Origin of the sequence: Streptomyces sp. NBC_00582, assembly GCF_036345155.1 — a bacterium.
Classification (GTDB): Bacteria; Actinomycetota; Actinomycetes; order Streptomycetales; family Streptomycetaceae; genus Streptomyces.
Window position 1 is genome coordinate 4,688,801 of the sequence record NZ_CP107772.1, and the last position, 21,427, is coordinate 4,710,227.

Below are 21,427 nucleotides of genomic sequence, written 5' to 3' on the forward strand. Positions count from 1 at the left end.
CCCCTACACCCGGCCTTCCCGCAGTCGCGCGACCCGCTCCCCGTGGAACTCCACCGTCCGCCGCATGTGCCGCACGATCACCCCGAGTTCGGCGTCCGCGAGATCCGCGAACAGGGGCGAACGGTCCCCGCCCAGCCGCTCCCACATCCGCCCGAACTCCGCGATCCGCTCCGGCACCGGCGCCACCAGCACCCGCCGCCGGTCCACCGCGTCCCGCTCCCGGCGGACGTACCCCGCCCGCTCCAGCCGGTCCACCAGCCGCGTCGCCGACCCCGTGGTCAGCCCCGTCAGCTCCGCCACCCGGCCCGCCGTCACCGGCTCGGGCTCCAGCGTCAGCAGGTTCAGGCACTGCAGATCGGTCGGATGCAGCCCGAGCCGGTCCGCCAGGGCCTGATTGAACAGGGCGTACGACGCCACGTACCGGCGGGAGACCACGGACAGCTCGTCCAGCAGCCTCGACCGCACGTTCCCGGACATCGCCCAACCCCTTCGTCAGCGCCGCCTGCCGAGATGGTACTCAGGGACTTCACGGGCCCCCGAAGGAGCACCGCTTCAGAAGTAGTAGGCATCCCCGGTGTCCAGCACCAGCACCTGCTGCCGGTCATTGGAGCGATTGCGGTCCACCGCACCGCCCGCCCACACCGTGTCGACCTCCAGCGTCGCCTCCGCCGGACGCCCCCGCAGCCGCACCCCCACCTCGATCCGCTCCCCCACCGTGTCCGCCGCGAGCGGCCCCGTACGGCACACCACCGACCGCTCCCCCGTCCGCGCACACCCCTGCGGCAGCCGCAGGCCGCGCGCCGCCGGCGACACCGACCAGCGCAGCCGTACGGTCGCGTCGGAGACGTCCGCCGGACCGTGGTTGCGCGGGGTCAGCCGTACGTCGACCCGGCCGCCGTGCAGGACCGCGACGCCGTGGTACGACAGGTCGGCCTCGGCCCCGTCCCCCGCCACCGCGGGCGAGCCCACCGCCAGTACCCCCATGGCCCCCCACACGGCGAGCCCCCGCATCCTGCGCATGCCACCACTCCTCGCGTCGGCCGGTCCTACCGGTGGGATGTATCCCACGAGGAGCGAGCGGTAAGGCGCCCTCCAACAGGTGACGCGACCACGCGTGCGAGGCTGAGCCGCATGACGGTCCTGCGCTCCGCCGCCCTCTTCGTCCTCGCCGCCCTCTTCGAGATCGGCGGCGCCTGGCTGGTCTGGCAGGGCGTGCGCGAGCAGCGCGGCTGGCTCTGGGCCGGCGGCGGCGTCCTCGCCCTCGGCGCCTACGGCTTCGTCGCCACCTTCCAGCCCGACGCCCACTTCGGCCGCGTCCTCGCCGCGTACGGCGGGATCTTCGTCGCCGGCTCGATCCTGTGGGGCATGGTCGCCGACGGCTACCGCCCCGACCGCTGGGACCTCGCGGGCACGCTGATCTGCCTCACGGGCATGGCTGTGATCATGTGGGCCCCGCGGGGCGAGTGAACGGTCGTCGTCGTCCTACTGAAGGCCCTCGGGCAGCAGCCCCAACTGCCCCAGGAACTCCATCTCGTCGAAGTAGAGCCGGTAGTCGACGATCCGGCCCTGCGCGTCGACCTTCGCGAAGTCCACCCCGCGAATCCTGATCTCCTTGTTCGTCGCGGGCAGCGACTCCCCGGTCGGCAACGGGATCGGCCCGCTGTTGCGACCCGTGTAGAACCCCTCGTCGATCGCCGTGTCGCCGACCTCGTAGGCGTGCACCGACTCGTACCGGGCCTCGGGCACCATGTCCGTCATCTGACGCCAGTACTCGACGATGCTGTCCCGTCCGCGCAGCTCCCCGCCGTCGGGCGTGACGGCGACGGCGTCCTCCGCGAAGAGCTCACCGATGACCTTCGGGTCCGTCCGCGTGGTCAGCGCCTCGGTGAGCCGGTCCATGACCTCTCGCGCCTGTCCCATGGTCCACCTCCCGGACACAGGATCACCCACCCCGATTTTCGCACCTATCCTGGCGGGCAGGCACCCGACCACGTCCGAGGAGCAGTCCCATGGCCACCGCCGCACCGTCCGCCGCCTCCCGCATCGCCGTCGTCACCGGTGCGAGCAGCGGAATCGGCGCCGCCACGGCCCGCCGGCTCGCCTCCGCCGGCTACCGCGTCGTCCTCACCGCCCGCCGCAAGGACCGTATCGAGGCGCTCGCCGAGGAGATCGTCGCGGCGGGCGGCTCGGCCACGGCGTACCAGCTCGACGTCACGGACCGCGCGGCGGTCGACGAGTTCGCCACCGCGTTCCAGACCGTCGGCGTCCTCGTCAACAACGCGGGCGGCGCGCTCGGCGCCGACCCGGTGGCCACCGGCGACCCGGCCGACTGGCGCACGATGTACGAGACGAACGTCATCGGCACCCTCAACCTCACCCAGGCCCTGCTGCCCAAGCTGGACGCGAGCGGCGACGGCACGATCGTGGTCGTCTCCTCCACCGCCGGCCACGGCACCTACGAGGGCGGCGCCGGCTATGTCGCCGCCAAGCACGGCGCGCACGTCCTCGCCGAGACCCTCCGCCTGGAGATCGTCGGCCGGCCGGTCCGCGTCATCGAGATCGCGCCCGGCATGGTCAAGACCGACGAGTTCGCCCTGACCCGCTTCGGCGGCGACGAGGACAAGGCCGCCAAGGTCTACGAGGGCGTCGCCGAACCCCTCACCGCGGACGACGTCGCCGACACCATCGCCTGGACGGTGACCCGCCCCAGCCACGTCAACGTCGACCTCCTGGTGCTGCGCCCCCGCGCCCAGGCCTCGAACACCAAGGTCCACCGGGAGCTGTGATGGCGGCCAAGGACCCGCAGGGGCCCCACGACGAACGCCAGATGTGGTGGTGGCTCGGCTACTTCCTCTTCGGCATCCACATCGTGGCGTTCGTCATGATCTACGCCGTGCGGCACGCCAAGTGACGCGTCACGGCGCCTGACACCGCGGGTCGTCGACGATCACCGCGTTGGCCGGAATGACGATCACCTCGTCCTCGTCCTCCTGCTGCACGAACTTCGTCGTCGCGTACGCCCGCCTGCCCTTCCCCACACACTTGGTGGCGAGGTTCCCGAACCCGTCGGGGAAGTTGTAGACCTCGGCGGGCGAGTCCTCCCCCGCCCTCCCCGCCACCGGGGCGTCGGCCTTCCCCCGCTCGTCGTAGTACTGCTGCGACGCACACCCGCCGAGCGCGAGGACGAGCACGGCCACCGCCCCCGCGCACCTCAGCCCCCGCACGTCTTGTCCTCGACGATCTGCACATTGGACGGCCCGGTCGCGTTCGTCGTCACATACGCACGGAAGCCGTGCCCCACACACTTGGTGGCGAGGTTCCCGAACCCGTCCGGCATGTTGAACACCTCGGCCGGAGTGTCGTCCCCCGCCTTCCCCGCCACCGGGGCGTCGCCCTTGCCCCGCTTGTCCTCGTACTCCTGCGAACACCCCGCAAGCAGAGTGCCCACCACGAGCACAAGCCCCGCCACCGCCACCGGCCCACGCATCCGCTTCATCCGACACCCCCGTGTCAACGACCCGAACTGGCCGACGTAAGACACCAGTTCCCGCCCGCACGGTTCCGGATCACCGGCGTAAGGTCACGAGGTGGACCGACACATACCGTTCGACACGCTGCACAACTTCCGCGACCTGGGCGGCTACCGCACCGCGGACGGCCTGCGCGTCCGCCCCGGCCGCCTCTACCGCGCGGACTCCCTGGGCAAGCTCACGAAGGACACCCCCGACTGGAACCGCTTCCTGTCCCTGTCCGTGGGCACGGTGATCGACCTCCGCCACCCCTGGGAGGCCGACACCCGGGGCCGCGTCCCGGCGGACCCCTCCTTCACCTACCACAACCTCAGCATCGAACACCGCCCCTACGACCAGGCGGCGCTGACCCCGGACGTGGACCCCGGCCCCTACCTCGCCGAGCGCTACCTGGAGGTGGCCGAGGACGGTACGAAGGAGATCGCGACCGCACTCGAACTGATCGCCCGGGCCCAGGGGCCCCTCACCTTCCACTGCGCCTCGGGCAAGGACCGCACGGGCCAGCTGGCGGCCCTCGTCCTCTCCCTCCTGAACATCCCCGACGAGACGATCATCTTCGACTTCACCCTCACCGAACTGGCCACCCCGGCCCTCCTGTCCGACTGGCGGGCCCGCCACGAGGGCCGCTCCCCCACCTGGCCGGCCTTCGGCCGCGCCCCCGCGTCGGTGATGCGCCTGTTCCTGAAGTCCCTGCGCGCACGCCACGGCTCGGTGGAGTCGTACGTGACTCAGGCCCTGGGCCTGAACGCGGCGGCGCTCTCCGCCTCCCTGCGCGCCCACCTCCTCGAACCCGCCCCCACCACCGGGCCACCCCCGGCCTTCCGCAGGGCCACCCCGGCCGAGGCCCCCCTCCTGGTCCGCCTCCGCGACACGGCCGCCCTGTGGCAACTCGCCCACGACATCGACCAATGGAAGCCCGGCGAGAAGGACGAGGCCCACTTCCTCCACCGCATGCGCGAGGGCGAGATCTGGCTGTCCCACACGGACGCCTCCCCGACCGGCGCCTACGAACTCTGGTGGGACGACCCCGCCGCCTGGGGCCCCCGCCCACCCGACGCGGGCTACATCCACCGCCTGATGACGACCCCGCACACGGCACCCCCGGGCACGGGCCGCACCCTCCTGACCCACGCCGAATCCCGCATCACCGCAACCGGCCGCCCCTACGCCCGCCTGGACTGCCTCTCCTCCAACCCCCGCCTGCGCACGTACTACGAGTCGGCGGGCTACAGGGTCGTAGGCGAACAACAAGCAAAGAAGGACGGCTTGGGCAGCCCGTACGCGGTGACACTCCTGGAGAAACGACTCTCCTGAGCCCGAACGAGTGAACACCACCGATCACCCGATCGACAGCCGAACTGGCGACCTAGCCTCGCAAGAGAACGCCAAAGACAACGGCCCCCGCCGGGGCGGCATCCCCGGCGAAGGCCTGACCAGCAAGGAAGGCAGGACTTCCTCATGGCTGACTGCGAGCCTAACGCCCACCGATTCATGGACCGCCGCACAAGCAAGGGCTTCCCCTTCGTCTCCTTCACCACCGCCAGCACGGCCGTCGGTACCTACGTGTGCTTCTACGCAGGACAGCTCACCGGGAGCGAGCGGACCCTCAAGCGCAATGCGCGCGACGACCTCTACAACATCCTCTACACGAACGAGAACGCCCAGAAGCTGGCAGCGAACCTCTACTACGAAGGCTGTCTGTCGCTGAAGCGCAAGAAGGCGGCAGCCGACTCACTCAGCAGTTGGCTCCGGCCGACAGATATGAGGGTCGCACCCGAGCGACGCCGCTGGAGCGCACACGAGGACCTCGTGCTGCTGCGGCTGAACGACGACGCCGCATCCGCAGCGGAACTCGGCCGCACGCAGAAGAGCTGCTACATCCGCCTCTGGCGGCTGCGAACCGGCCAAGTGGCGATGCCGTCCGAGCGATAGCCCACAAGGCCCCCGGTTACGACCGAGGGCCTCATCCATCAGCCCTTCACGCAGATGAACTGCTTCAGCTTCGCCACGACCTCGACAAGATCGCGCTGCTGCTGCATGACCTGGTCGATGTTCTTGTAGGCGCCGGGAATCTCATCCACCACTCCCGAGTCCTTCCGGCACTCCACGCCTCGTGTCTGCTCCTCCAGATCCTTCACCGTGAAGCGACGCTTCGCCGCGTTGCGGCTCATACGCCGACCCGCGCCGTGTGAGGCCGAGTTGAAGGCCTTCTCGTTTCCGAGCCCCTTCACGATGTACGAGCTGGTACCCATGGAGCCGGGAATGATCCCGTACTCGCCGGAGCCGGCCCGGATCGCACCCTTGCGGGTCACGAGGAGGTCCATCCCCTCGTACCGCTCCTCCGCTACGTAATTGTGGTGGCAGGAGACCTCCGGCTCGAACATCGGCTTCGCCTTCTTGAACTCCTTGCGGATCACATCCTTCAGGAGCCCCATCATGATCGCGCGGTTGTACTTGGCGTACTCCTGCGCCCAGTAGAGGTCGTTGCGATACGCCGCCATCTGCGGAGTGTCCGACACGAACACCGCCAGGTCACGGTCGACCAGTCCCTGGTTGTGAGGGAGTGTCTGCGCCACGCCGATGTGGTGTTCGGCGAGCTCCTTCCCGATGTTCCGAGAACCGGAGTGCAGCATGAGCCAGACCGAATCCGACTGATCAAGGCAGACCTCGATCATGTGATTGCCGCTTCCGAGCGTTCCCATCTGCTTCGTAGCACGTTCCTGACGGAACCTGACCGCCTCAGCCACGCCCCCGAACCGCCCCCAGAAGTCGTCCCACCCCGCCGTCGCGAACCCGTGCAGCTGCCCCGGGTCGACGGGGTCGTCGTGCATCCCCCGCCCCACCGGAATCGCCTGCTCGATCTTCGAGCGCAGCCGGGACAGGTCACCGGGCAGGTCGTTCGCCGTCAGGGACGTCTTCACCGCGGACATTCCGCAGCCGATGTCGACTCCCACCGCCGCCGGGCACACAGCCCCCTGCATCGCGATGACCGACCCGACCGTCGCACCCTTGCCGAAGTGGACGTCCGGCATCACGGCCAGGCCCTTGATCCACGGCAGGGTGGCGACGTTGCGGAGCTGCTGGAGCGCCACGTCCTCCACCGTCGCCGGGTCGGTCCACATCCGGATCGGCACCTTCGCGCCCGGCATTTCCACGTACGACATATCGTCCCCAATCCCCCGGATCACAACAGAAGTCTCGAGTCGCAAAACCGGCGCCAAGATCAACGAATAGGACATCGGACCGGCGTCCACGGTGTTGCGTGCGATACACATTGTCTGCTGGGGCCGCCCCCGTCCGGCAAGCGATTAAGCGGCGGGGACACTGGACCATGATCACCGCGATCGCCGCGATCACCACGCGAACCGTCGAGAGGAGCCGACCGTGCTGCGGAAGGCCTACGTACCCGGCGTCGCCGCCCTCCTCGCGGCGCTGCTGGCCGGCTGCACCGGCAGCTCGGACAAGGGCGGTTCCACGGACGACTCCAACCCCGGCGAGGCGGGCACCGCCTCCGCCGCCGCGCAGCCCGGCAAGTACACGACCCTCCCCGAGGCGTGCAGCGCCGTCGGCCGGGCGACACTCGACTCCCTGCTGCCCGGCATCGGGGAACTCACCGACGAGCAGCAGCGCGAGAGCGCCTACGAGGGTGAGGCGACGGCGACGTTCGACACGGACCGCAAGGTCGGCTGCCGCTGGAAGGTGGAGTCGACGGACGCCACGGACCACCTCCTCGTCGACCTCGAACGCGTCGTGTCCTACGACAACTCCGTCAGCGACGACGACGAGGCGGAGGAGCTGTTCGCCCGGAAGGTCACCGCCGCCGACCTCCCGGAGCCCACGGCCTCCGAGTCCACCACCCAGTCGTCTTCGCCCAGTTCATCCAGCTCGCCCGGTTCATCCGCTTCGCCCGGCTCGTCGACCCCGTCCGCCACCTCCTCGGCCACCTCCTCCGCGTCCTCGTCCGCCTCCGCCACCCCCACCGACCTCCAGCCCCGCCTCCTGGACGACCTCGGTGACGAGGCGTTCGTCGACGACGCGCTCAGCAGCTCGGGTTCGACGGTGAAACAGCGCACGGTGACTGTGGCGTTCCGCACGTCCAACGTCATCGTGACCATCCAGTACGAGGAGCAGCCCGCGACGGTCGGAACCGTTCCGGACAGCAAGGAAATGCAGGACAAGGCCCGGAAACTGGCTTCTCAGCTCGCCGACTCCCTGGCCGGATAACGGCCTTCGGCGTCGTCCCTCGGCGGATCCGCAAAGCAGGTGAAGCGGAACCGCACAGCTGTCTCACCGCGTACCGTGGCCCCTCGGACCCGATCCGACCGCAGGAACCACGAGCGTCATGAGTGAAGGAACCATGCAGCGACGAGCCCAGCGAGACGACCAGTTTGACCAGCGCGCCACCCGCACGGGAGGCCTGAACCGCGTCCTGGCCGCCGCTCTCGCGGTGCCGGTGATGGTGTTCGCGGCGGCGTGCTCCTCGGACTCCGGTTCCGACTCGGGCTCCGGCTCCAACTCGGCCTCCACGGACAGCGCGCAGGGTGCGGGAGGCTCCGGCGACGCCGCGAGCTCCGCGCCCACCGTCCAGGCGGCCGCGTACGCGAGCCTGCCGGGCGCCTGCAAGGTGCTGTCGAAGAAGACGCTGACCAGCCTGGTGCCGAAGGGGACCTCCTCCGGCAAGGAGGGCAGCTCCTCCGACACCGGTGCCCGCGCCAGCTGCTCCTGGTCGAGCCTGGACAACAACGGTGTGAAGGGCTCGCAGTTCCGCTGGCTCAACGTCTCCCTGCTGCGGTTCGAGTCGGACGCGACGACGGGCGACGCCGAGTCGCAGGCGCAGACGTACTACGCGAAGCAGGTCAAAGCCGCCCAGACGGTGTCGGGTGCGAAGAACGCCAAGACCGAGACGGTCACCGGCACGGGCGACGAGGCGACGGTCGTGCGGTACGACCTGAAGAAGAAGGAAGGCGCCTTCAAGCAGCAGACGGTCGTGGCCCGGGTCGAGAACGTCGTCATCACGCTCGACTACAACGGCGCCGGTCTGGCCGGTGAGAAGACGCCGAGCGCCGACACGCTCACGGCGTCCGCGAAGAAGGCCGCCCAGGAGGTCGTGGCCGCCGTGAAGTCCGCCAACGGCGAGGGAGACAGCGGCGGTTCGGCCGCGACGACGAGCCCGTCCCCCACCGGGTCGGCGTCGAAGTCGGCCTCGGCGACCCCCGGGGCGACGGCGTCGAAGACCCCGTCGAGCACGGCGACGAAGGCGGTCTCGAAGACGACGGCCAAGGCTTCCGCCACGAAGCGCTGACGGTCCGGACACGCGTGCGCCGCACACATGTGCCACCCTGTTGCGCGCAACAACACGCAAGGGGAGGGGAGTAGGTGGCCGCGCCAATCCAGCTGACTCGGATGCACCGCGTTCTCATAGGCGTGGTCGTGACCGGCGCCGTGATCATCGCCGGCATCGGCTTCGCCGGCTCGTACGCGGCCGTGCGCGAGTTGGCTCTGAAGAAAGGATTCGGGAACTTCTCGTATGTGTTCCCGATCGGCATCGACGCGGGTATCTGCGTCCTGCTCGCCCTGGATCTGCTGCTGACCTGGATCCGGATCCCCTTCCCGCTGCTCCGCCAGACGGCGTGGCTGCTGACGGCGGCCACGATCGCCTTCAACGGCGCGGCCGCCTGGCCGGACCCGCTGGGCACGGGCATGCACGCGGTGATCCCGATCCTGTTCGTGGTCGCCGTCGAGGCCGCCCGGCACGCGATCGGCCGGATCGCCGACATCACGGCGGACAAGCACATGGAGGGCGTCCGCATCACGCGCTGGCTGCTCTCCCCCATTCCGACGTTCCTCCTGTGGCGCCGGATGAAGCTCTGGGAGCTCCGTTCCTACGACCAGGTGATCAAGCTGGAGCAGGAACGTCTCGTCTACCAGGCCCGCCTCCGCTCCCGCTTCGGCCGCGCCTGGCGCCGCAAGGCCCCGGTGGAGTCCCTGATGCCCCTCCGCCTGGCCCGCTACGGCGTCCCCCTCGCGGAGACCGCCCCGGCGGGACTCGCGGCGGCGGGAATCGAACCGGCGGTGCTCCCCCCGGCGCCTCAGCACCAGGAGCTCCCGGCAGCGCCGATGATCGACGCGGCTGCGGGCGGTCGTGCCGTGGGGGCGGCACGGGTGGGCGCTGCGGCACCTCCCAGCGAGCAGCGCGGATACCCGGGCGGCAACCAGAACCCCGGGTACCAGGACAAGGCGCCGGAACCCGAACAGAGCCCTTGGTTCCAGACACCCCCGCAGGAGATCGAGTACCACGGCGGCTACGACCCCAACTACGACCCCTCGGAGCAGTACGCCCAGTGGTACGAGCAGGAGCAGCAGGCCACGGAGTACCGCGAGCAGTACGAGGAGGAGCCCCCGGCCCCCGGCCAGGAACCGGCCCCCGAGGAGACCGGCACGTTCCCCATCCCGGTGGTCCCGGGCGGCCGCACCCGTGAGCTGGGCGAGGGCGGCGGTTACGAGCCGGACGAGGACGCGTACTACCAGGTCTTCCGTGAGTCGATCAAGGGCGGCAACGGAGCGCCGTCGCCCAAGGGGTTCATCGTCGACGTAGAGGCGACCTACGGCATCACGCTCCCCGAGGCGGAGGCCAAGCGCATGGTGAACCGCTTCTCCAACCGTCTCAACGCCGAGATGGCGGATGAGCACATCGCGTAGGAGCGCACACGCGCATGAGAAAGCGCCCGGTGCCCCAAGGCACCGGGCGCTTTCTCACGGCGTCACTCGCCGAGCAGGCCCCGCACCCGCTCCTGCCCCACCGCGAGCAGCAGTGTGGGCAGGCGCGGACCGGTGTCGCGTCCGACGAGCAGGTGGTACAGCAGCGCGAAGAACGTCCGCTGGGCGGTCTTGATCTCCGCCGGCAGTTCCTTGGGCGTCGCGTCGGCTGAGAACCCGGCCTGCACCTTCGGGACGCCGTAGACGAGATGCGTCAGCCCGTCGAGCGACCAGTGCTCGGCGAGTCCGTCGAGCAGCAGCCGCAGCGACTGCTGGGACGCCTCGTCGAGGGACTTGAGCAGTTCGGCGTCGGGCTGCTCGCGCACGATGGTCCGCTGGTCGGCGGGGACGTGCGTGTTGATCCAGGCCTCGGCCTTGTCGTAGCGCGGCCGGGCCTCGTCGAGGGTGCCGAGCGGGTCGGAGGGGTCGAGTTCGCTGAGGATCCGCAGCGCCTGGTCCTCGTGTCCGGCGGTGATGTCGGCGACCGAGGCGAGGGTCCGGTACGGCAGCGTCCGCGCCGTACGCGGCAGCTCACCGGCGGCCGTGCGCACCGCGCGGGAGTGCGCGGCGACGTCGGCCGGGAGGGCGGACCCGTCGGCGACCTTGCCGTCGAGCTTGTCCCACTCGTCGTAGAGCCGCTGGATCTCCTGGTCGAAGGCGATCTTGAAGGACTGGTTGGGGCGGCGGCGGGCGTAGAGCCAGCGCAGGATCTGCGGCTCCATGATCTTCAGCGCGTCGGCGGGCGTGGGCACGCCGCCGCGCGAGGACGACATCTTCGCCATGCCGGAGATGCCCACGAACGCGTACATCGGCCCGATGGGCTGCTTGCCGCCGAAGATGCCGACGATCTGCCCGCCGACCTGGAAGGAGGATCCGGGGGACGAGTGGTCGACGCCGCTCGGCTCGAAGACGACGCCCTCGTACGCCCACCGCATCGGCCAGTCGACCTTCCAGACCAGCTTGCCGCGGTTGAACTCCTCGAGCCGGACGGTCTCGGAGAAGCCGCAGGCGGTGCAGGCGTAGGTCAGTTCGGTGGTGTCGTCGGCGTAGGCGGTGACGGTGGTGAGGTCCTTCTCGCAGTTGCCGCAGTAGGGCTTGTACGGGAAGTAGCCGACGGAGCCCGAGCTGCTGCCGTCGTCCTCGCCGGCCGCGCCGGAGCCCTCGGCGGCCTCCAGTTCGGCCTCGTCGACCGGCTTCTGCGACTGCTGCTTCGGCGGGGCCTTCTTGGTGCGGTACTGGTCGAGGATCGCGTCGATGTCGGCGCGGTGGGCGACGGCGTGCAGCACCTGGTCGCGGTAGACACCGGAGGTGTACTGGGCGGTCTGGCTGATGCCGTCGAACTCCACGCCGAGCTCGGCCAGCGACTCGATCATCGCGGCCTTGAAGTGTTCGGCCCAGTTCGGGTACGCCGACCCGGCGGGGGCCGGGACGGAGGTCAGGGGCTTGCCGATGTGCTCGGCCCAGGAGTCGTCGACCCCGGCGATGCCGGCGGGCACCTTGCGGTAGCGGTCGTAGTCGTCCCAGGAGATCAGATGGCGGACCTGGTGGCCGCGGCGCCGGATCTCGTCGGCGACGAGATGGGGCGTCATGACCTCGCGGAGGTTGCCCAGGTGGATCGGGCCGGAGGGCGAGAGCCCGGACGCGACGACCACGGGTTTGCCGGGGGCCCGACGCTCCGACTCCTCGATGACCTCGTCCGCGAAACGGGAGACCCAGTCGGTGGTCTCGGTGCTCTGAGCCACGATCGGCACGTCCTTCTTTCTCCGGGGCAGCCAATACGGTCAAACGGCCGCGCCCCTAGTTTAGGCGGCGCAGCCGCCCCTGGGGGCGCGGGCCGAGTCGATATGCGGCTCCGCCGCGGGGCGCGACCGGCCCCCACCGGCCCGCAGCCAGAAAACCGCTTCACCCCCCGTGGGATACTGGCCCCGTCTATCAATCCCACGAGGAGAACGGCTCCCACCCCATGACCTCGGTCACGTCGCTCACGGATCTCGTCAACCAGCACCTCGCCGACGCCCTCGCATCCGCCCTCCCGGAAGCCGACGGCGTCGACCCGCTGCTGCGACGTAGCGACCGGGCCGACTTCCAGGCCAACGGGATCCTGGCCCTGGCCAAGAAGGCGAAGGCGAACCCGCGGGAGCTGGCGACGCAGGTCGTCTCCCACATCTCCACCGGCGCGGAGCTGATCCAGGACGTCGAGGTCTCCGGCCCCGGCTTCCTCAACATCACGCTCGCGGACCGGGCGATCACCCGGAACCTGGCCGCGCGGTACGCGGACGGAGACCGGCTCGGCGTGGCGGCCAAGGCGGACCCGGGCATCACGGTCATCGACTACGCCCAGCCGAACGTGGCGAAGGAGATGCACGTCGGGCATCTGCGGTCGGCGGTGATCGGCGACGCCCTGCGCGGCATGCTCGACTTCACCGGCGAGAAGACGATCGGCCGGCACCACATCGGCGACTGGGGCACCCAGTTCGGCATGCTCATCCAGTACCTGATCGAGAACCCGGACGCGCTGTCCGCGGAGACCGACACGGACGGCGAGCAGGCCATGTCGAACCTGAACCGGGTCTACAAGGCCTCCCGCGCGGTCTTCGACGCGGACGAGGACTTCAAGGAGCGGGCGCGCAAGAGGGTCGTGGCCCTCCAGTCCGGCGACAAGGAGACCCTGGACTTCTGGCAGCGGTTCGTGGACGAGTCGAAGGTCTACTTCTACTCGGTCTTCGAGAAGCTCGACATGGAGATCCGCGACGACGAGATCGTCGGCGAGTCGGCGTACAACGACGGCATGCCCGAGACGGCCCGGCTCCTGGAGGAGATGGGGGTCGCCGTCCGCTCGGAGGGCGCGCTCGTCGTGTTCTTCGACGACATCCGGGGCAAGGACGACCAGCCGGTCCCGCTGATCGTGCAGAAGGCCGACGGCGGCTTCGGCTACGCGGCCTCCGACCTCACCGCGATCCGCAACCGGGTCCAGGACCTGCACGCCACGTCCCTGATCTACGTCGTGGACGTCCGTCAGTCCCTGCACTTCAAGATGGTCTTCGAGACGGCCCGCCGGGCGGGCTGGCTCACCGACGACGTCACCGCGCACAACATGGGCTACGGCACCGTGCTGGGCGCGGACGGCAAGCCGTTCAAGACGCGTGAGGGCGAGACCGTACGCCTTGAGGACCTGCTGGACGAGGCGGTGCAGCGGGCCGCCGAGGTCGTCCGGGAGAAGGCGCAGGACCTCACCGAGGACGAGATCCAGGAGCGGGCCGCCCAGGTCGGCATCGGCGCCGTGAAGTACGCGGACCTGTCGACGTCGGCCAACCGCGACTACAAGTTCGACCTGGACCAGATGGTCTCGCTCAACGGTGACACCTCCGTCTACCTCCAGTACGCGTACGCCCGTATCCAGTCGATCCTCCGCAAGGCGGGAGACGTGCGGCCGGCCGCGCACCCGGAGCTGGAGCTGCACGCGGCGGAGCGGGCGCTGGGCCTGCACCTGGACGCGTTCGGCGACACCGTCTTCGAGGCGGCGGCGGAGTACGCCCCGCACAAGGTGGCGGCGTATCTGTACCAGCTGGCGTCGTTGTTCACGTCGTTCTACGACAAGTGCCCGGTGATCAAGCCTCAGCCGCCGAAGGACGTGGCGGAGAACCGCCTCCTCCTGTGCGACGTCACGGCCCGCACGCTCCACCAGGGCATGGCCCTGCTGGGCATCCGGACGCCCGAGAAGCTCTGACCGCCCCCTAGGGCGTGACGAGTCCGACGAACTCGCACCACACCGCCTTGCCGAGCGCCCGCTCCCGCACGCCCCACGTGTCGCTGAGCGCGGCGACGAGCAACAGCCCGCGCCCGCCCTCGTCGCACGCGTCGGCGACACGGGGCACCCCGGGCCCGCTGTCGTGCACCTCTACGCGCAACGCCCGGCCGTCGTACCGCAGGAACAGCAGGAACTGACGGCCGGGCGGTACGCCGTGCAGCAGCGCGTTCGTCACCAGCTCACTGACGCAGAGCAGGACGTCGTCGGCGCGCCCGGTCTCGTCGAGCCCCCAGCCGGCGAGCGTCCGCGCCGCGAACTGCCGCGCGGCCGGCACGGAACGCCGCTCGCGCCGGAAGAACCTCTCGCACAGGGGCGGGAGTTGCATCGTCTCGTTCACGGGACAAGAGTCACCGAACGTGACTACCGTTGATCAGTGAGTGAACCCGTACGGAATTTCCGTACGGGTTCCGACCAGGTCAAGGGCGACCGTGCCGGGGGATGGGCAGCAGCATGAGCCAGCGCAAGAAGAACCACTCGACGATGAAGATGCTGGGCAAACAGCTCGGCACGGCCCGCCGCGAGGCGGGCCACACCCAGAGCGGCCTCGCCGGACTCGTCCGGGTCGACGAGGAGACCATCGCGTCGATCGAGCAGGGCAGACGGGCCCTGAAGCCGGATCTGGCGGCGCTGCTGGACGAAGTCCTCGACACGAAGGGGATGTTGGCGGCGGGGGTGGCCAACCTGCCGGAGATCGACCAGTTCCCGCTGTGGGCCGAGCTGTACATGGAGCACGAGCGGGAGGCGATCGCGCTGTCCTGGTACGACAACGCGGTCCTGCCCGGTCTCCTCCAGAACGGGCCGTACGTCCGGGCCGTACTGCGCAACAGGGTCCCCGCGTACGACGAGGACGAGATCGAGACGTACACGGCACTGCGGCTGAACCGCCAGGAGATCCTGCACCGGAAGAGCCCGCCGACGCTCAGCTTCGTGGTGTGGGAACCGGTGCTGTACATGGAGATCGGGGATCGGGCGGGGCAGCTTCGGCATCTGCGGAAGCTTGCCGAACTGCCTTGTGTGTCGTTGCAGTTCCTGCCGATGAGAAGTCCATGCAACGCAGGACTGAATGGTCCCTTCACCCTGCTCGAAACCCCCGATCACCAGCACCTCGCCTATACCGAGGGGCAACGCGGCAGCCAGTGGGTTTCTGACCCGGATGAGGTGTCCATCCTGGCGCGCAAATATGCGATGCTGCGAACTCAGGCCCTGACCACTCAGGATTCGCTGGGTCTGCTAGACCGCCTGCTAGGAGAGCGATGAGCGCCGAAGCACTGAAGTGGTTCACATCGAGCTACAGCGGCGACGAAGGCGGACAGTGCCTCGAAGTCGCCGTCTCCCCCACCGCCGTCCACGTCCGCGACTCCAAGAACGCCCCCGAGACCGGCCCCACCTTTCACATCACCCCCACCACCTGGGCAGCCTTCACCACCGCCCTCAAATAGGCCCGTTGTCAGTGGCTGCCCTTACAGTCACCGGCATGGCGACTCTTCCCAACCCGCTGCCCAAGTTGGCCTCCGACCCGAGCGGTCGTTCGCTGGGGCTTCAACTGCCGCCCGGGCGGCTGATCGACACGACGACCGGCGAGGTCGTGCTGTGGCACGCCGAGCAGCAGGCGGCGCCCGGCTCGTGGAAGGCCCTGGGCCGGCCCGCCGGGCGGGCGGGGCTGCTGCCCGTCCTCGTGGATCTGGGCAGCGGTCAGGGCGGGCCGGAGGACTGGGGGTTGGCGCCCGAGGAGATGTCGTACCCCGGGGACCACGACGCCGACGAGACGCTCGCCGAGTACTGGGCCGAGGTCGCGGCGGAGGAGGACGGGGAGTGGCCGGGCCTCGCCGCTCCCCTCACCCTCGCCGCCGACCCCGACACCCGCGCCACCGAGGTCGCCGACGTGCTGTCGGAAGGCGTCCCCGACTTCAAGGAGCCGCACCTCGCCCTGGTGGCCGCCCGCCGCAGCGCGGACATCCCGACGGCGCTCGGCTGGTCCGGCCCGGCGAACCAGGACGAGGACGTGGCCCGGTTCAGCGCCGTCCTGCGCTCCTGGGAGGACCGCTTCGGCATACGCGTCGTGGCCCTCGGCTACGACCGCCTCGCTCTCTCGGTCGCGGCTCCGCCCACCGGCCTTGCCGAGGCGGAGGCAATCGCCGCCGAACACTTCGCCTTCTGCTCCTACTCCGTCCTGCCGGGCGACGACGACACGTTGTCGTCGTACGCCGAGAAGATCATCGGCGAACGCACCTGGCACTTCTGGTGGGACTGAGCTGCCCTTTCCTCACCCCCTGAGCCCCCTGCCGAGCCTGCGCAGCCCTTCCGCGATCTCCTCCGGTGTCTGTGTCACGAAGCAGAGCCGGAGGGTGGAGCGGTCGGGTTCGCCGGCGTGGAAGGGGGCGCCGGGGACGTAGGCCACGTTCTGCTCGACCACCCGCGGGAGCAGGACCGTGCTGTCGTACGACTCGGGCAGCCGGGCCCAGAGGAACATGCCGCCCTCGGGCCGGTTCCACACCGATCCCTGCGGCAGTGCCTCGCCCAGGCCCGCCAGCATGGCGTCCCGCCGCTCGCCGTAGACGGCCGCCACCTTCGCCACATGCGCGTCGAGGTCGTTCACGGCGAGATAGCGGGCCGCCGCGAGCTGGTTGACCGTGGGGGTGTGCAGGTCGGCGGCCTGCTTGGCGACGGCACAGGCGCGGCGCAGCTCCGCGGGGGCGCGCAGCCAGCCCAGCCGCAGGCCCGGCGCCATGACCTTGGAGAAGGAGCCGAGCAGCACCGTGCGGTCGGCGGCGTCGGGGTGGGCCGCTATCCAGGGGACGCGTTCACCGTCGTAGCGGAGTTCGCCGTAGGGGTCGTCCTCGACGATCCACAGGCCGTGGCGGGCGGCGACGGAGGCGATCGCGGCGCGGCGTCCGGCGGGCAGGGTGCGGCCGGTGGGGTTCTGGAAGGTGGGGACGGTGTAGAGCAGCTTGGGCCGCTCCCGCGCCACCAGCTCCGCGAGGGCCTCGGGGTCGGGGCCCTCTTCGTCTCCGGGCACGGCGACGATCCGGGCCCCGGCGAGGGTGAAGACCTGGAGCGCGGCGAGGTAGCAGGGGGACTCGACGAGGACCGTGTCGCCGGGGTCGAGGAGGGCCGTGGCGAGGAGGGAGAGGGCCTGCTGGCTGCCGGTGGTGACGAGGAGGTCGTCGGCGGTGGTCGCGAGTCCCCGTGCCGAGGTCCGCGCGGCGAGCGCCTCGCGGAGCTCGGGCTCGCCCTCGGTGGTGGCGTACTGAAGGGCCTGCGCCGGGGTCTCCTCCAGGACGTACCGGAAGGCCGCGGCCACGCCGTCCCGGTCGAAGAGTTCCGGTGCGGGCAGCCCGCCCGCGAAGTTGATCATCTCGGGGCGGGCGGTGACGGCCAGGATGTCCCGGACGGGAGAGCCCCCGGTGGTCCGGGCTCGGGCGGCCAGGGCCGGCGGTGAGACGGGTGCGAGTGTCATGACCGCACCCTAGAGAGATGCGTGCCGCCTACACCCGACTTTCCGGCATCCGGACCGTGTCCCGCAGGCCGTCCCGAACGGACGTCGTTTCCGCAGGTCAGCCGCTATGGGACCGGACCGGCGTCCCGAGTTGCCCGGCATGTGTGGAGGACCGGAGGCCAGGCGATCCAGGCTTGCGCCATGCCTGAACTTCGTATCCGTCTCCTCGCCGCCGCCCTCACCGCGACGGCCGCCCTGACCCTCACCGCCTGCAACGACGGCCAGGGCCTGCGAGACGAGGGCCCCTCCAGCACCGCAGGGGCGCGGGACCCTATCGATATGCCGCTCCGCCGCGGGGCGCGACAAGCCACGACGGCGCCGCACCAACCCGACGACACAGCCCTCAGCGCAGCTTCTGTGCCGCTTCCGTGGCCCAATAGGTGAGGATGTTCCGCGCCCCCGCCCGCTTGATCCCGGTGAGCGTCTCGAAGATCGCCCGGTCCCGGTCGACCCACCCCTTCTCCGCGGCGGCCTCGATCATCGAGTACTCCCCGGAGATCTGATAGGCCGCCACCGGCACGTCCACCGCGTCGGCGACCCGCGCCAGGATGTCGAGGTAGGGGCCGGCCGGCTTGACCATCACCATGTCGGCGCCCTCCTCCAGGTCCAGCGCCAGTTCCCGCAGGGACTCACGGGCGTTGGCGGGGTCCTGCTGGTACGTCTTGCGGTCGCCCCGCAGTGAGGACCCGACGGCCTCCCGGAAGGGCCCGTAGAACGCCGACGAGTACTTCGCGGTGTAGGCGAGGATCGCGACGTCCTCGCGCCCGATCTGGTCGAGCGCGTCGCGGACGACCCCGATCTGGCCGTCCATCATCCCGCTGGGCCCCACCACGTGGGCCCCGGCGTCGGCCTGCACCTGCGCCATCTCGGCGTACCGCTCCAGGGTCGCGTCGTTGTCCACGCGCCCCTCGGAGTCGAGCACACCGCAGTGCCCGTGGTCGGTCGTCTCGTCCAGGCACAGGTCGGACATCACGAGGAGGTCGTCCCCGACCTCGGCGCGCACGTCCCGCAGGGCGACCTGGAGGATCCCGTCGGGGTCGGTCCCGGGCGTCCCGAGGGCGTCCTTCTTCGACTCCTCCGGCACCCCGAAGAGCATGATCCCGGAGACCCCGGCCTCCACCGCCTCCAGCGCGGCCTTCTTCAGGCTGTCCCGCGTGTGCTGCACCACGCCCGGCATCGCCTGGATCGGCACCGGCTCGCTCACGCCCTCCCGCACGAACGCGGGGAGGATGAAGTCGGCCGGGTGCAGCCGGGTCTCGGCGACCATGCGCCGCATGACGGGGGTGGTCCGCAGCCGCCGCGGCCGCGCACCGGGGAAGGATCCGTACGTCGTCATGCGTCCACGCTACGCCCGTCCCGGCACCGCCTTTACCGACGCCGAGTCGGCCCCGCCGCGGGCCGAGGTGTGACGCTTTCCGGCCACCCAACGCTCTGTGTATGGGCCATCTGTTGACCAGCTGTGCCCTCAGTGACCGTTTTTGTGACATAGGGGTGGGTTTTCGTCGTGAGTCGACGTGGACGCCGGGGTGGGAAGCGCGCGTACAAGCCGCTGAGCATGCGCAGGAGAGCCTGGCTGACGCTGGGGGCGGTGCTGCTGGGGAGCGGGGGCGTGGTGACGTACGCCGTCGCGGGCCCGCCCGCCGACCAGGGCACCCGGCACAAGCGGCCGGTGAAGGTGTACGGCCTCGCGCTGAAGAGCTCCTCGGCCGACCGGCGGGAGCTGCCGCGCACGGACACCGAGGAGTTCTCGCTGCTGGGCGTCACCTGGACCGGGGGTGCCGAGCGGCTCGCCGGCACCGCGCAGGTGCGCACCCGGAGCGCCGGGACCGGTGAGTGGAGCGCCTGGCACGACCTGGAGCTGGACGTCGACCCGCTGGACCGGCCGGGCCCGAAGGTGCGCGGGGCGTCCGAGCCGGTCTGGGTCGGCCCGTCCGACGGCGTGCAGGCGCAGGTCGTCCGCAAGAACGGCAGCACGGCCGCGCTGCCCAAGGGGCTGCGGGTGGACCTGGTCGACCCGGGAGTGGTGACCGACGCCGAGACGCGCACCGGGACCGAGGCCGCCGCCTTCGTCATGGACCCGACGCCCGGTGCGACGGACTCCCAGACCGCCGAGCCCTCCGCCTCGGCCGCCGAGCCCACCGACACCGTCTCCGCCTCCGCCTCCGCCTCCGCGACGGAGACCACGCCCGAGGCCACCGCGAGCGCCTCTTCCACCCCCACGACACCCACGACCCCCACCGCCCCGAAGTCCACCGTCCCCGAGCCCCCGATCCACTCCCGCGCCGACTGGGGCGCCGACGAGTCGATCAGCCCGGACGCGCCGGAGTACAACGCCGACGTCAAGGTGATGTTCGTGCACCACACGGACGGCACCAACGACTACACCTGCGACCAGACGCCGTCGATCATCCGCAGCATCTACGCGTACCACGTGCAGGTCAGCGGCTGGAAGGACATCGGCTACAACTTCCTCGTCGACAAGTGCGGCACCCTGTACGAGGGCCGCAAGGGCGGTGTGGACCTGCCGGTGCTCGGCGCCCACACCTACGGCTGGAACCGTGAGTCCGCCGCCGTCGCCGTCATCGGCGACTACACCCAGACCAAGGCCACCGACGCCGCGCTGACGTCCATCGCCCGTCTGGCGGCCTGGAAGCTCGGCCAGTACGGCGCCGACCCGGCCGGGACCGTCCAGCTCACGGCGGGCGCCACCCAGACCAACTTCTTCGGCAAGAGCTTCACCTCGGGCAGCCCGTACACCTTCAACCGGATCTCCGGTCACCGCGACGGCTACAACACCCAGTGCCCCGGCGGTCTGCTCTACGACCAGCTGCCGACCGTCCGCGCCTGGGCGGCCGGCCCGGTGCAGGGCCTGAAGGTCACCTCGGTGGCCGGCGGGGCGACCCTGTCGGGCTCGACGTACTACACCAAGGGCGCCGTCACCGTGAAGTGGACGACGACCACGCCCGGCGCGCTGATCTCGAAGGTCGAGCTGCTGGTGGACGGCAAGGTCGCCGCGACGGCGGCCGGCACGGCCACCTCGACGACCGCGACCCTCCCCCTCGGCACCCACACCGTCGCCGTGCGGGCGGTCCATCAGTCCGGCAAGGCCACGACGACCGCCGCGCTGAACGTCGTGGCGGAGACCACGGCACCGACCTTCACCACGGCCCCGAAGCTCTCCCTGCGCACCGGCACGGTCACCACCACCGCCGTCCCGGTCACCCTGGGCTGGAAGGCCACCGACGACAAGGCCCTGCGTTCGGTGCAGCTCCTCGCGCCGACGACCGCGACCTTCGGCCCGACCGTCACCGCCTCCAGCCGTACCGCCAAGCCGGGCACCGCCACCACCTGGTCGCTGCGGGCCTACGACTACGCCGGCAACTACCGCACGGCGTCCCTGTCCTCGACCCCGGTGATCCTCCAGGAGACCTCCGCGACGAAGTCCGGGAGCTGGACCAGCCGTTCGTCGACCAGCTACCTCGGCGGCAAGTCGTACTCCAGCGGCTCGAAGGGCGCCTCCCTGACCTGGACCTTCACCGGCCGTTCCGCCGCCTGGGTGGTCTCCCGCGCGAGCACCTCCGGCCAGGCGTACGTCTACGTCGACGGCGTGAAGACGGCGACGGTCGACCTGAAGTCCTCCACCACGCTCTACCGTCAGGCGATCTGGACCAAGACCTGGTCGAGCAGCGCCAAGCACACCGTCAAGATCGTGGTCGTGGGCACCAGCGGCCGCCCGACCATCACCACGGACGGGCTCGTCTACCTCAAGTAGCGGCCCGGTACACGACGGCGGCCTTCACGATCACATCCGATCGTGAAGGCCGCCGTCGTCATGCG

At 70.4% G+C, this 21,427-nt stretch carries 23 protein-coding genes; 13 read left to right on the forward strand and 10 right to left on the reverse strand.

Going from position 1 to position 21,427, the window contains the following annotated elements:
• Nucleotides 1–3 precede the first annotated feature (3 nt).
• A complete protein-coding gene (locus OG852_RS20750; protein WP_133917818.1) occupies nt 4–477 on the reverse strand; it encodes a MarR family winged helix-turn-helix transcriptional regulator in 474 nt (157 codons plus the stop codon).
• Nucleotides 478–552: 75 nt separating this feature from the next.
• Complete coding sequence (locus OG852_RS20755; protein WP_330348645.1) at nt 553–1,020, reverse strand: hypothetical protein; 468 nt, start codon at nt 1,018–1,020, stop codon at nt 553–555.
• A 111-nt stretch (nt 1,021–1,131) separates the two neighbouring features.
• Between OG852_RS20755 and OG852_RS20760 the strand changes: the two genes are divergently transcribed.
• The gene (locus OG852_RS20760) at nt 1,132–1,467 is read left to right on the forward strand and encodes a YnfA family protein (RefSeq protein ID WP_330348646.1); all 336 of its coding nucleotides are present in this window, start codon (nt 1,132–1,134) and stop codon (nt 1,465–1,467) included.
• A gap of 15 nt (nt 1,468–1,482) precedes the next feature.
• Here OG852_RS20760 and OG852_RS20765 read toward each other — a convergent pair whose 3' ends face one another.
• Nucleotides 1,483–1,920, reverse strand: coding sequence for an ester cyclase (locus tag OG852_RS20765; RefSeq protein WP_330348647.1), 438 nt, complete (start codon nt 1,918–1,920; stop codon nt 1,483–1,485).
• A gap of 89 nt (nt 1,921–2,009) precedes the next feature.
• On the opposite strand from OG852_RS20765, the gene OG852_RS20770 reads away from it, so the two are divergent.
• Nucleotides 2,010–2,786 (forward strand): SDR family NAD(P)-dependent oxidoreductase, encoded by a 777-nt coding sequence (locus tag OG852_RS20770; protein WP_133917821.1) that lies wholly within the window; start codon nt 2,010–2,012, stop codon nt 2,784–2,786.
• The gene (locus tag OG852_RS20775) at nt 2,786–2,911 is read left to right on the forward strand and encodes a hypothetical protein (RefSeq protein WP_330348648.1); all 126 of its coding nucleotides are present in this window, start codon (nt 2,786–2,788) and stop codon (nt 2,909–2,911) included. The genes OG852_RS20770 and OG852_RS20775 overlap by 1 nt, the downstream gene beginning before the upstream one ends.
• 4 nt (nt 2,912–2,915) lie before the next feature.
• On the opposite strand, the gene OG852_RS20780 is transcribed toward OG852_RS20775, so the two are convergent.
• Both OG852_RS20780 and OG852_RS20785 read right to left on the reverse strand, forming a co-directional pair.
• Nucleotides 2,916–3,224 (reverse strand): hypothetical protein, encoded by a 309-nt coding sequence (locus OG852_RS20780; protein ID WP_208117396.1) that lies wholly within the window; start codon nt 3,222–3,224, stop codon nt 2,916–2,918.
• Nucleotides 3,212–3,496 (reverse strand): hypothetical protein, encoded by a 285-nt coding sequence (locus OG852_RS20785; protein ID WP_208117397.1) that lies wholly within the window; start codon nt 3,494–3,496, stop codon nt 3,212–3,214. Before OG852_RS20785 ends, OG852_RS20780 begins: the two co-directional genes overlap by 13 nt.
• A gap of 91 nt (nt 3,497–3,587) precedes the next feature.
• On the opposite strand from OG852_RS20785, the gene OG852_RS20790 reads away from it, so the two are divergent.
• Nucleotides 3,588–4,844 (forward strand): tyrosine-protein phosphatase, encoded by a 1,257-nt coding sequence (locus OG852_RS20790; RefSeq protein ID WP_330348649.1) that lies wholly within the window; start codon nt 3,588–3,590, stop codon nt 4,842–4,844.
• A 177-nt stretch (nt 4,845–5,021) separates the two neighbouring features.
• On the forward strand, nt 5,022–5,462 hold the full coding sequence (locus OG852_RS20795) for a hypothetical protein (RefSeq protein WP_133917823.1): 441 nt from the start codon (nt 5,022–5,024) through the stop codon (nt 5,460–5,462).
• A gap of 38 nt (nt 5,463–5,500) precedes the next feature.
• Here OG852_RS20795 and OG852_RS20800 read toward each other — a convergent pair whose 3' ends face one another.
• Nucleotides 5,501–6,694, reverse strand: a complete 1,194-nt coding sequence (locus OG852_RS20800) for an RtcB family protein (protein WP_133917861.1) — start codon at nt 6,692–6,694, stop codon at nt 5,501–5,503.
• Between the two features lie 220 nt (nt 6,695–6,914).
• Here OG852_RS20800 and OG852_RS20805 point away from each other — a divergent pair, with 220 nt between their 5' ends.
• The 3 genes from OG852_RS20805 (at nt 6,915) to OG852_RS20815 (ending at nt 10,229) form a co-directional block, all read left to right on the forward strand.
• Nucleotides 6,915–7,754, forward strand: coding sequence for a DUF3558 domain-containing protein (locus OG852_RS20805; protein ID WP_330348650.1), 840 nt, complete (start codon nt 6,915–6,917; stop codon nt 7,752–7,754).
• Between the two features lie 118 nt (nt 7,755–7,872).
• On the forward strand, nt 7,873–8,832 hold the full coding sequence (locus OG852_RS20810) for a DUF3558 domain-containing protein (RefSeq protein WP_330348651.1): 960 nt from the start codon (nt 7,873–7,875) through the stop codon (nt 8,830–8,832).
• A 74-nt stretch (nt 8,833–8,906) separates the two neighbouring features.
• Entirely contained in the window at nt 8,907–10,229 is a 1,323-nt protein-coding gene (locus OG852_RS20815) for a DUF2637 domain-containing protein (RefSeq protein WP_133917826.1), read from the forward strand.
• A 62-nt stretch (nt 10,230–10,291) separates the two neighbouring features.
• Here the strand turns inward: OG852_RS20815 and lysS are convergent, their stop codons facing one another.
• Complete coding sequence (lysS, locus tag OG852_RS20820; protein ID WP_133917827.1) at nt 10,292–12,037, reverse strand: lysine--tRNA ligase; 1,746 nt, start codon at nt 12,035–12,037, stop codon at nt 10,292–10,294.
• A gap of 212 nt (nt 12,038–12,249) precedes the next feature.
• Between lysS and argS the strand changes: the two genes are divergently transcribed.
• Complete coding sequence (gene argS, locus OG852_RS20825; RefSeq protein WP_330348652.1) at nt 12,250–14,013, forward strand: arginine--tRNA ligase; 1,764 nt, start codon at nt 12,250–12,252, stop codon at nt 14,011–14,013.
• 7 nt (nt 14,014–14,020) lie between these two features.
• On the opposite strand, the gene OG852_RS20830 is transcribed toward argS, so the two are convergent.
• Nucleotides 14,021–14,431, reverse strand: coding sequence for an ATP-binding protein (locus tag OG852_RS20830; RefSeq protein ID WP_133917829.1), 411 nt, complete (start codon nt 14,429–14,431; stop codon nt 14,021–14,023).
• Between the two features lie 113 nt (nt 14,432–14,544).
• Between OG852_RS20830 and OG852_RS20835 the strand changes: the two genes are divergently transcribed.
• The 3 genes from OG852_RS20835 to OG852_RS20845 are packed head-to-tail and all read left to right on the forward strand — an operon-like array spanning nt 14,545 to nt 16,345.
• Nucleotides 14,545–15,351 (forward strand): helix-turn-helix domain-containing protein, encoded by an 807-nt coding sequence (locus tag OG852_RS20835; protein ID WP_330348653.1) that lies wholly within the window; start codon nt 14,545–14,547, stop codon nt 15,349–15,351.
• A complete protein-coding gene (locus OG852_RS20840; protein WP_330348654.1) occupies nt 15,348–15,533 on the forward strand; it encodes a DUF397 domain-containing protein in 186 nt (61 codons plus the stop codon). Before OG852_RS20835 ends, OG852_RS20840 begins: the two co-directional genes overlap by 4 nt.
• A 35-nt stretch (nt 15,534–15,568) precedes the next feature.
• A complete protein-coding gene (locus tag OG852_RS20845) occupies nt 15,569–16,345 on the forward strand; it encodes a DUF4253 domain-containing protein (protein WP_133917831.1) in 777 nt (258 codons plus the stop codon).
• A 12-nt stretch (nt 16,346–16,357) separates the two neighbouring features.
• Here the strand turns inward: OG852_RS20845 and OG852_RS20850 are convergent, their stop codons facing one another.
• Nucleotides 16,358–17,551 carry an aminotransferase-like domain-containing protein gene (locus OG852_RS20850; protein ID WP_330348655.1) on the reverse strand — a complete coding sequence of 398 codons (1,194 nt, stop codon included), beginning with the start codon at nt 17,549–17,551 and terminating at the stop codon, nt 16,358–16,360.
• Between the two features lie 382 nt (nt 17,552–17,933).
• Complete coding sequence (hemB, locus tag OG852_RS20855; RefSeq protein WP_133917834.1) at nt 17,934–18,926, reverse strand: porphobilinogen synthase; 993 nt, start codon at nt 18,924–18,926, stop codon at nt 17,934–17,936.
• A 219-nt stretch (nt 18,927–19,145) separates the two neighbouring features.
• Between hemB and OG852_RS20860 the strand changes: the two genes are divergently transcribed.
• Entirely contained in the window at nt 19,146–21,362 is a 2,217-nt protein-coding gene (locus OG852_RS20860; protein WP_330348656.1) for a peptidoglycan recognition protein family protein, read from the forward strand.
• The last annotated feature ends 65 nt before the right edge of the window (nt 21,363–21,427 follow it).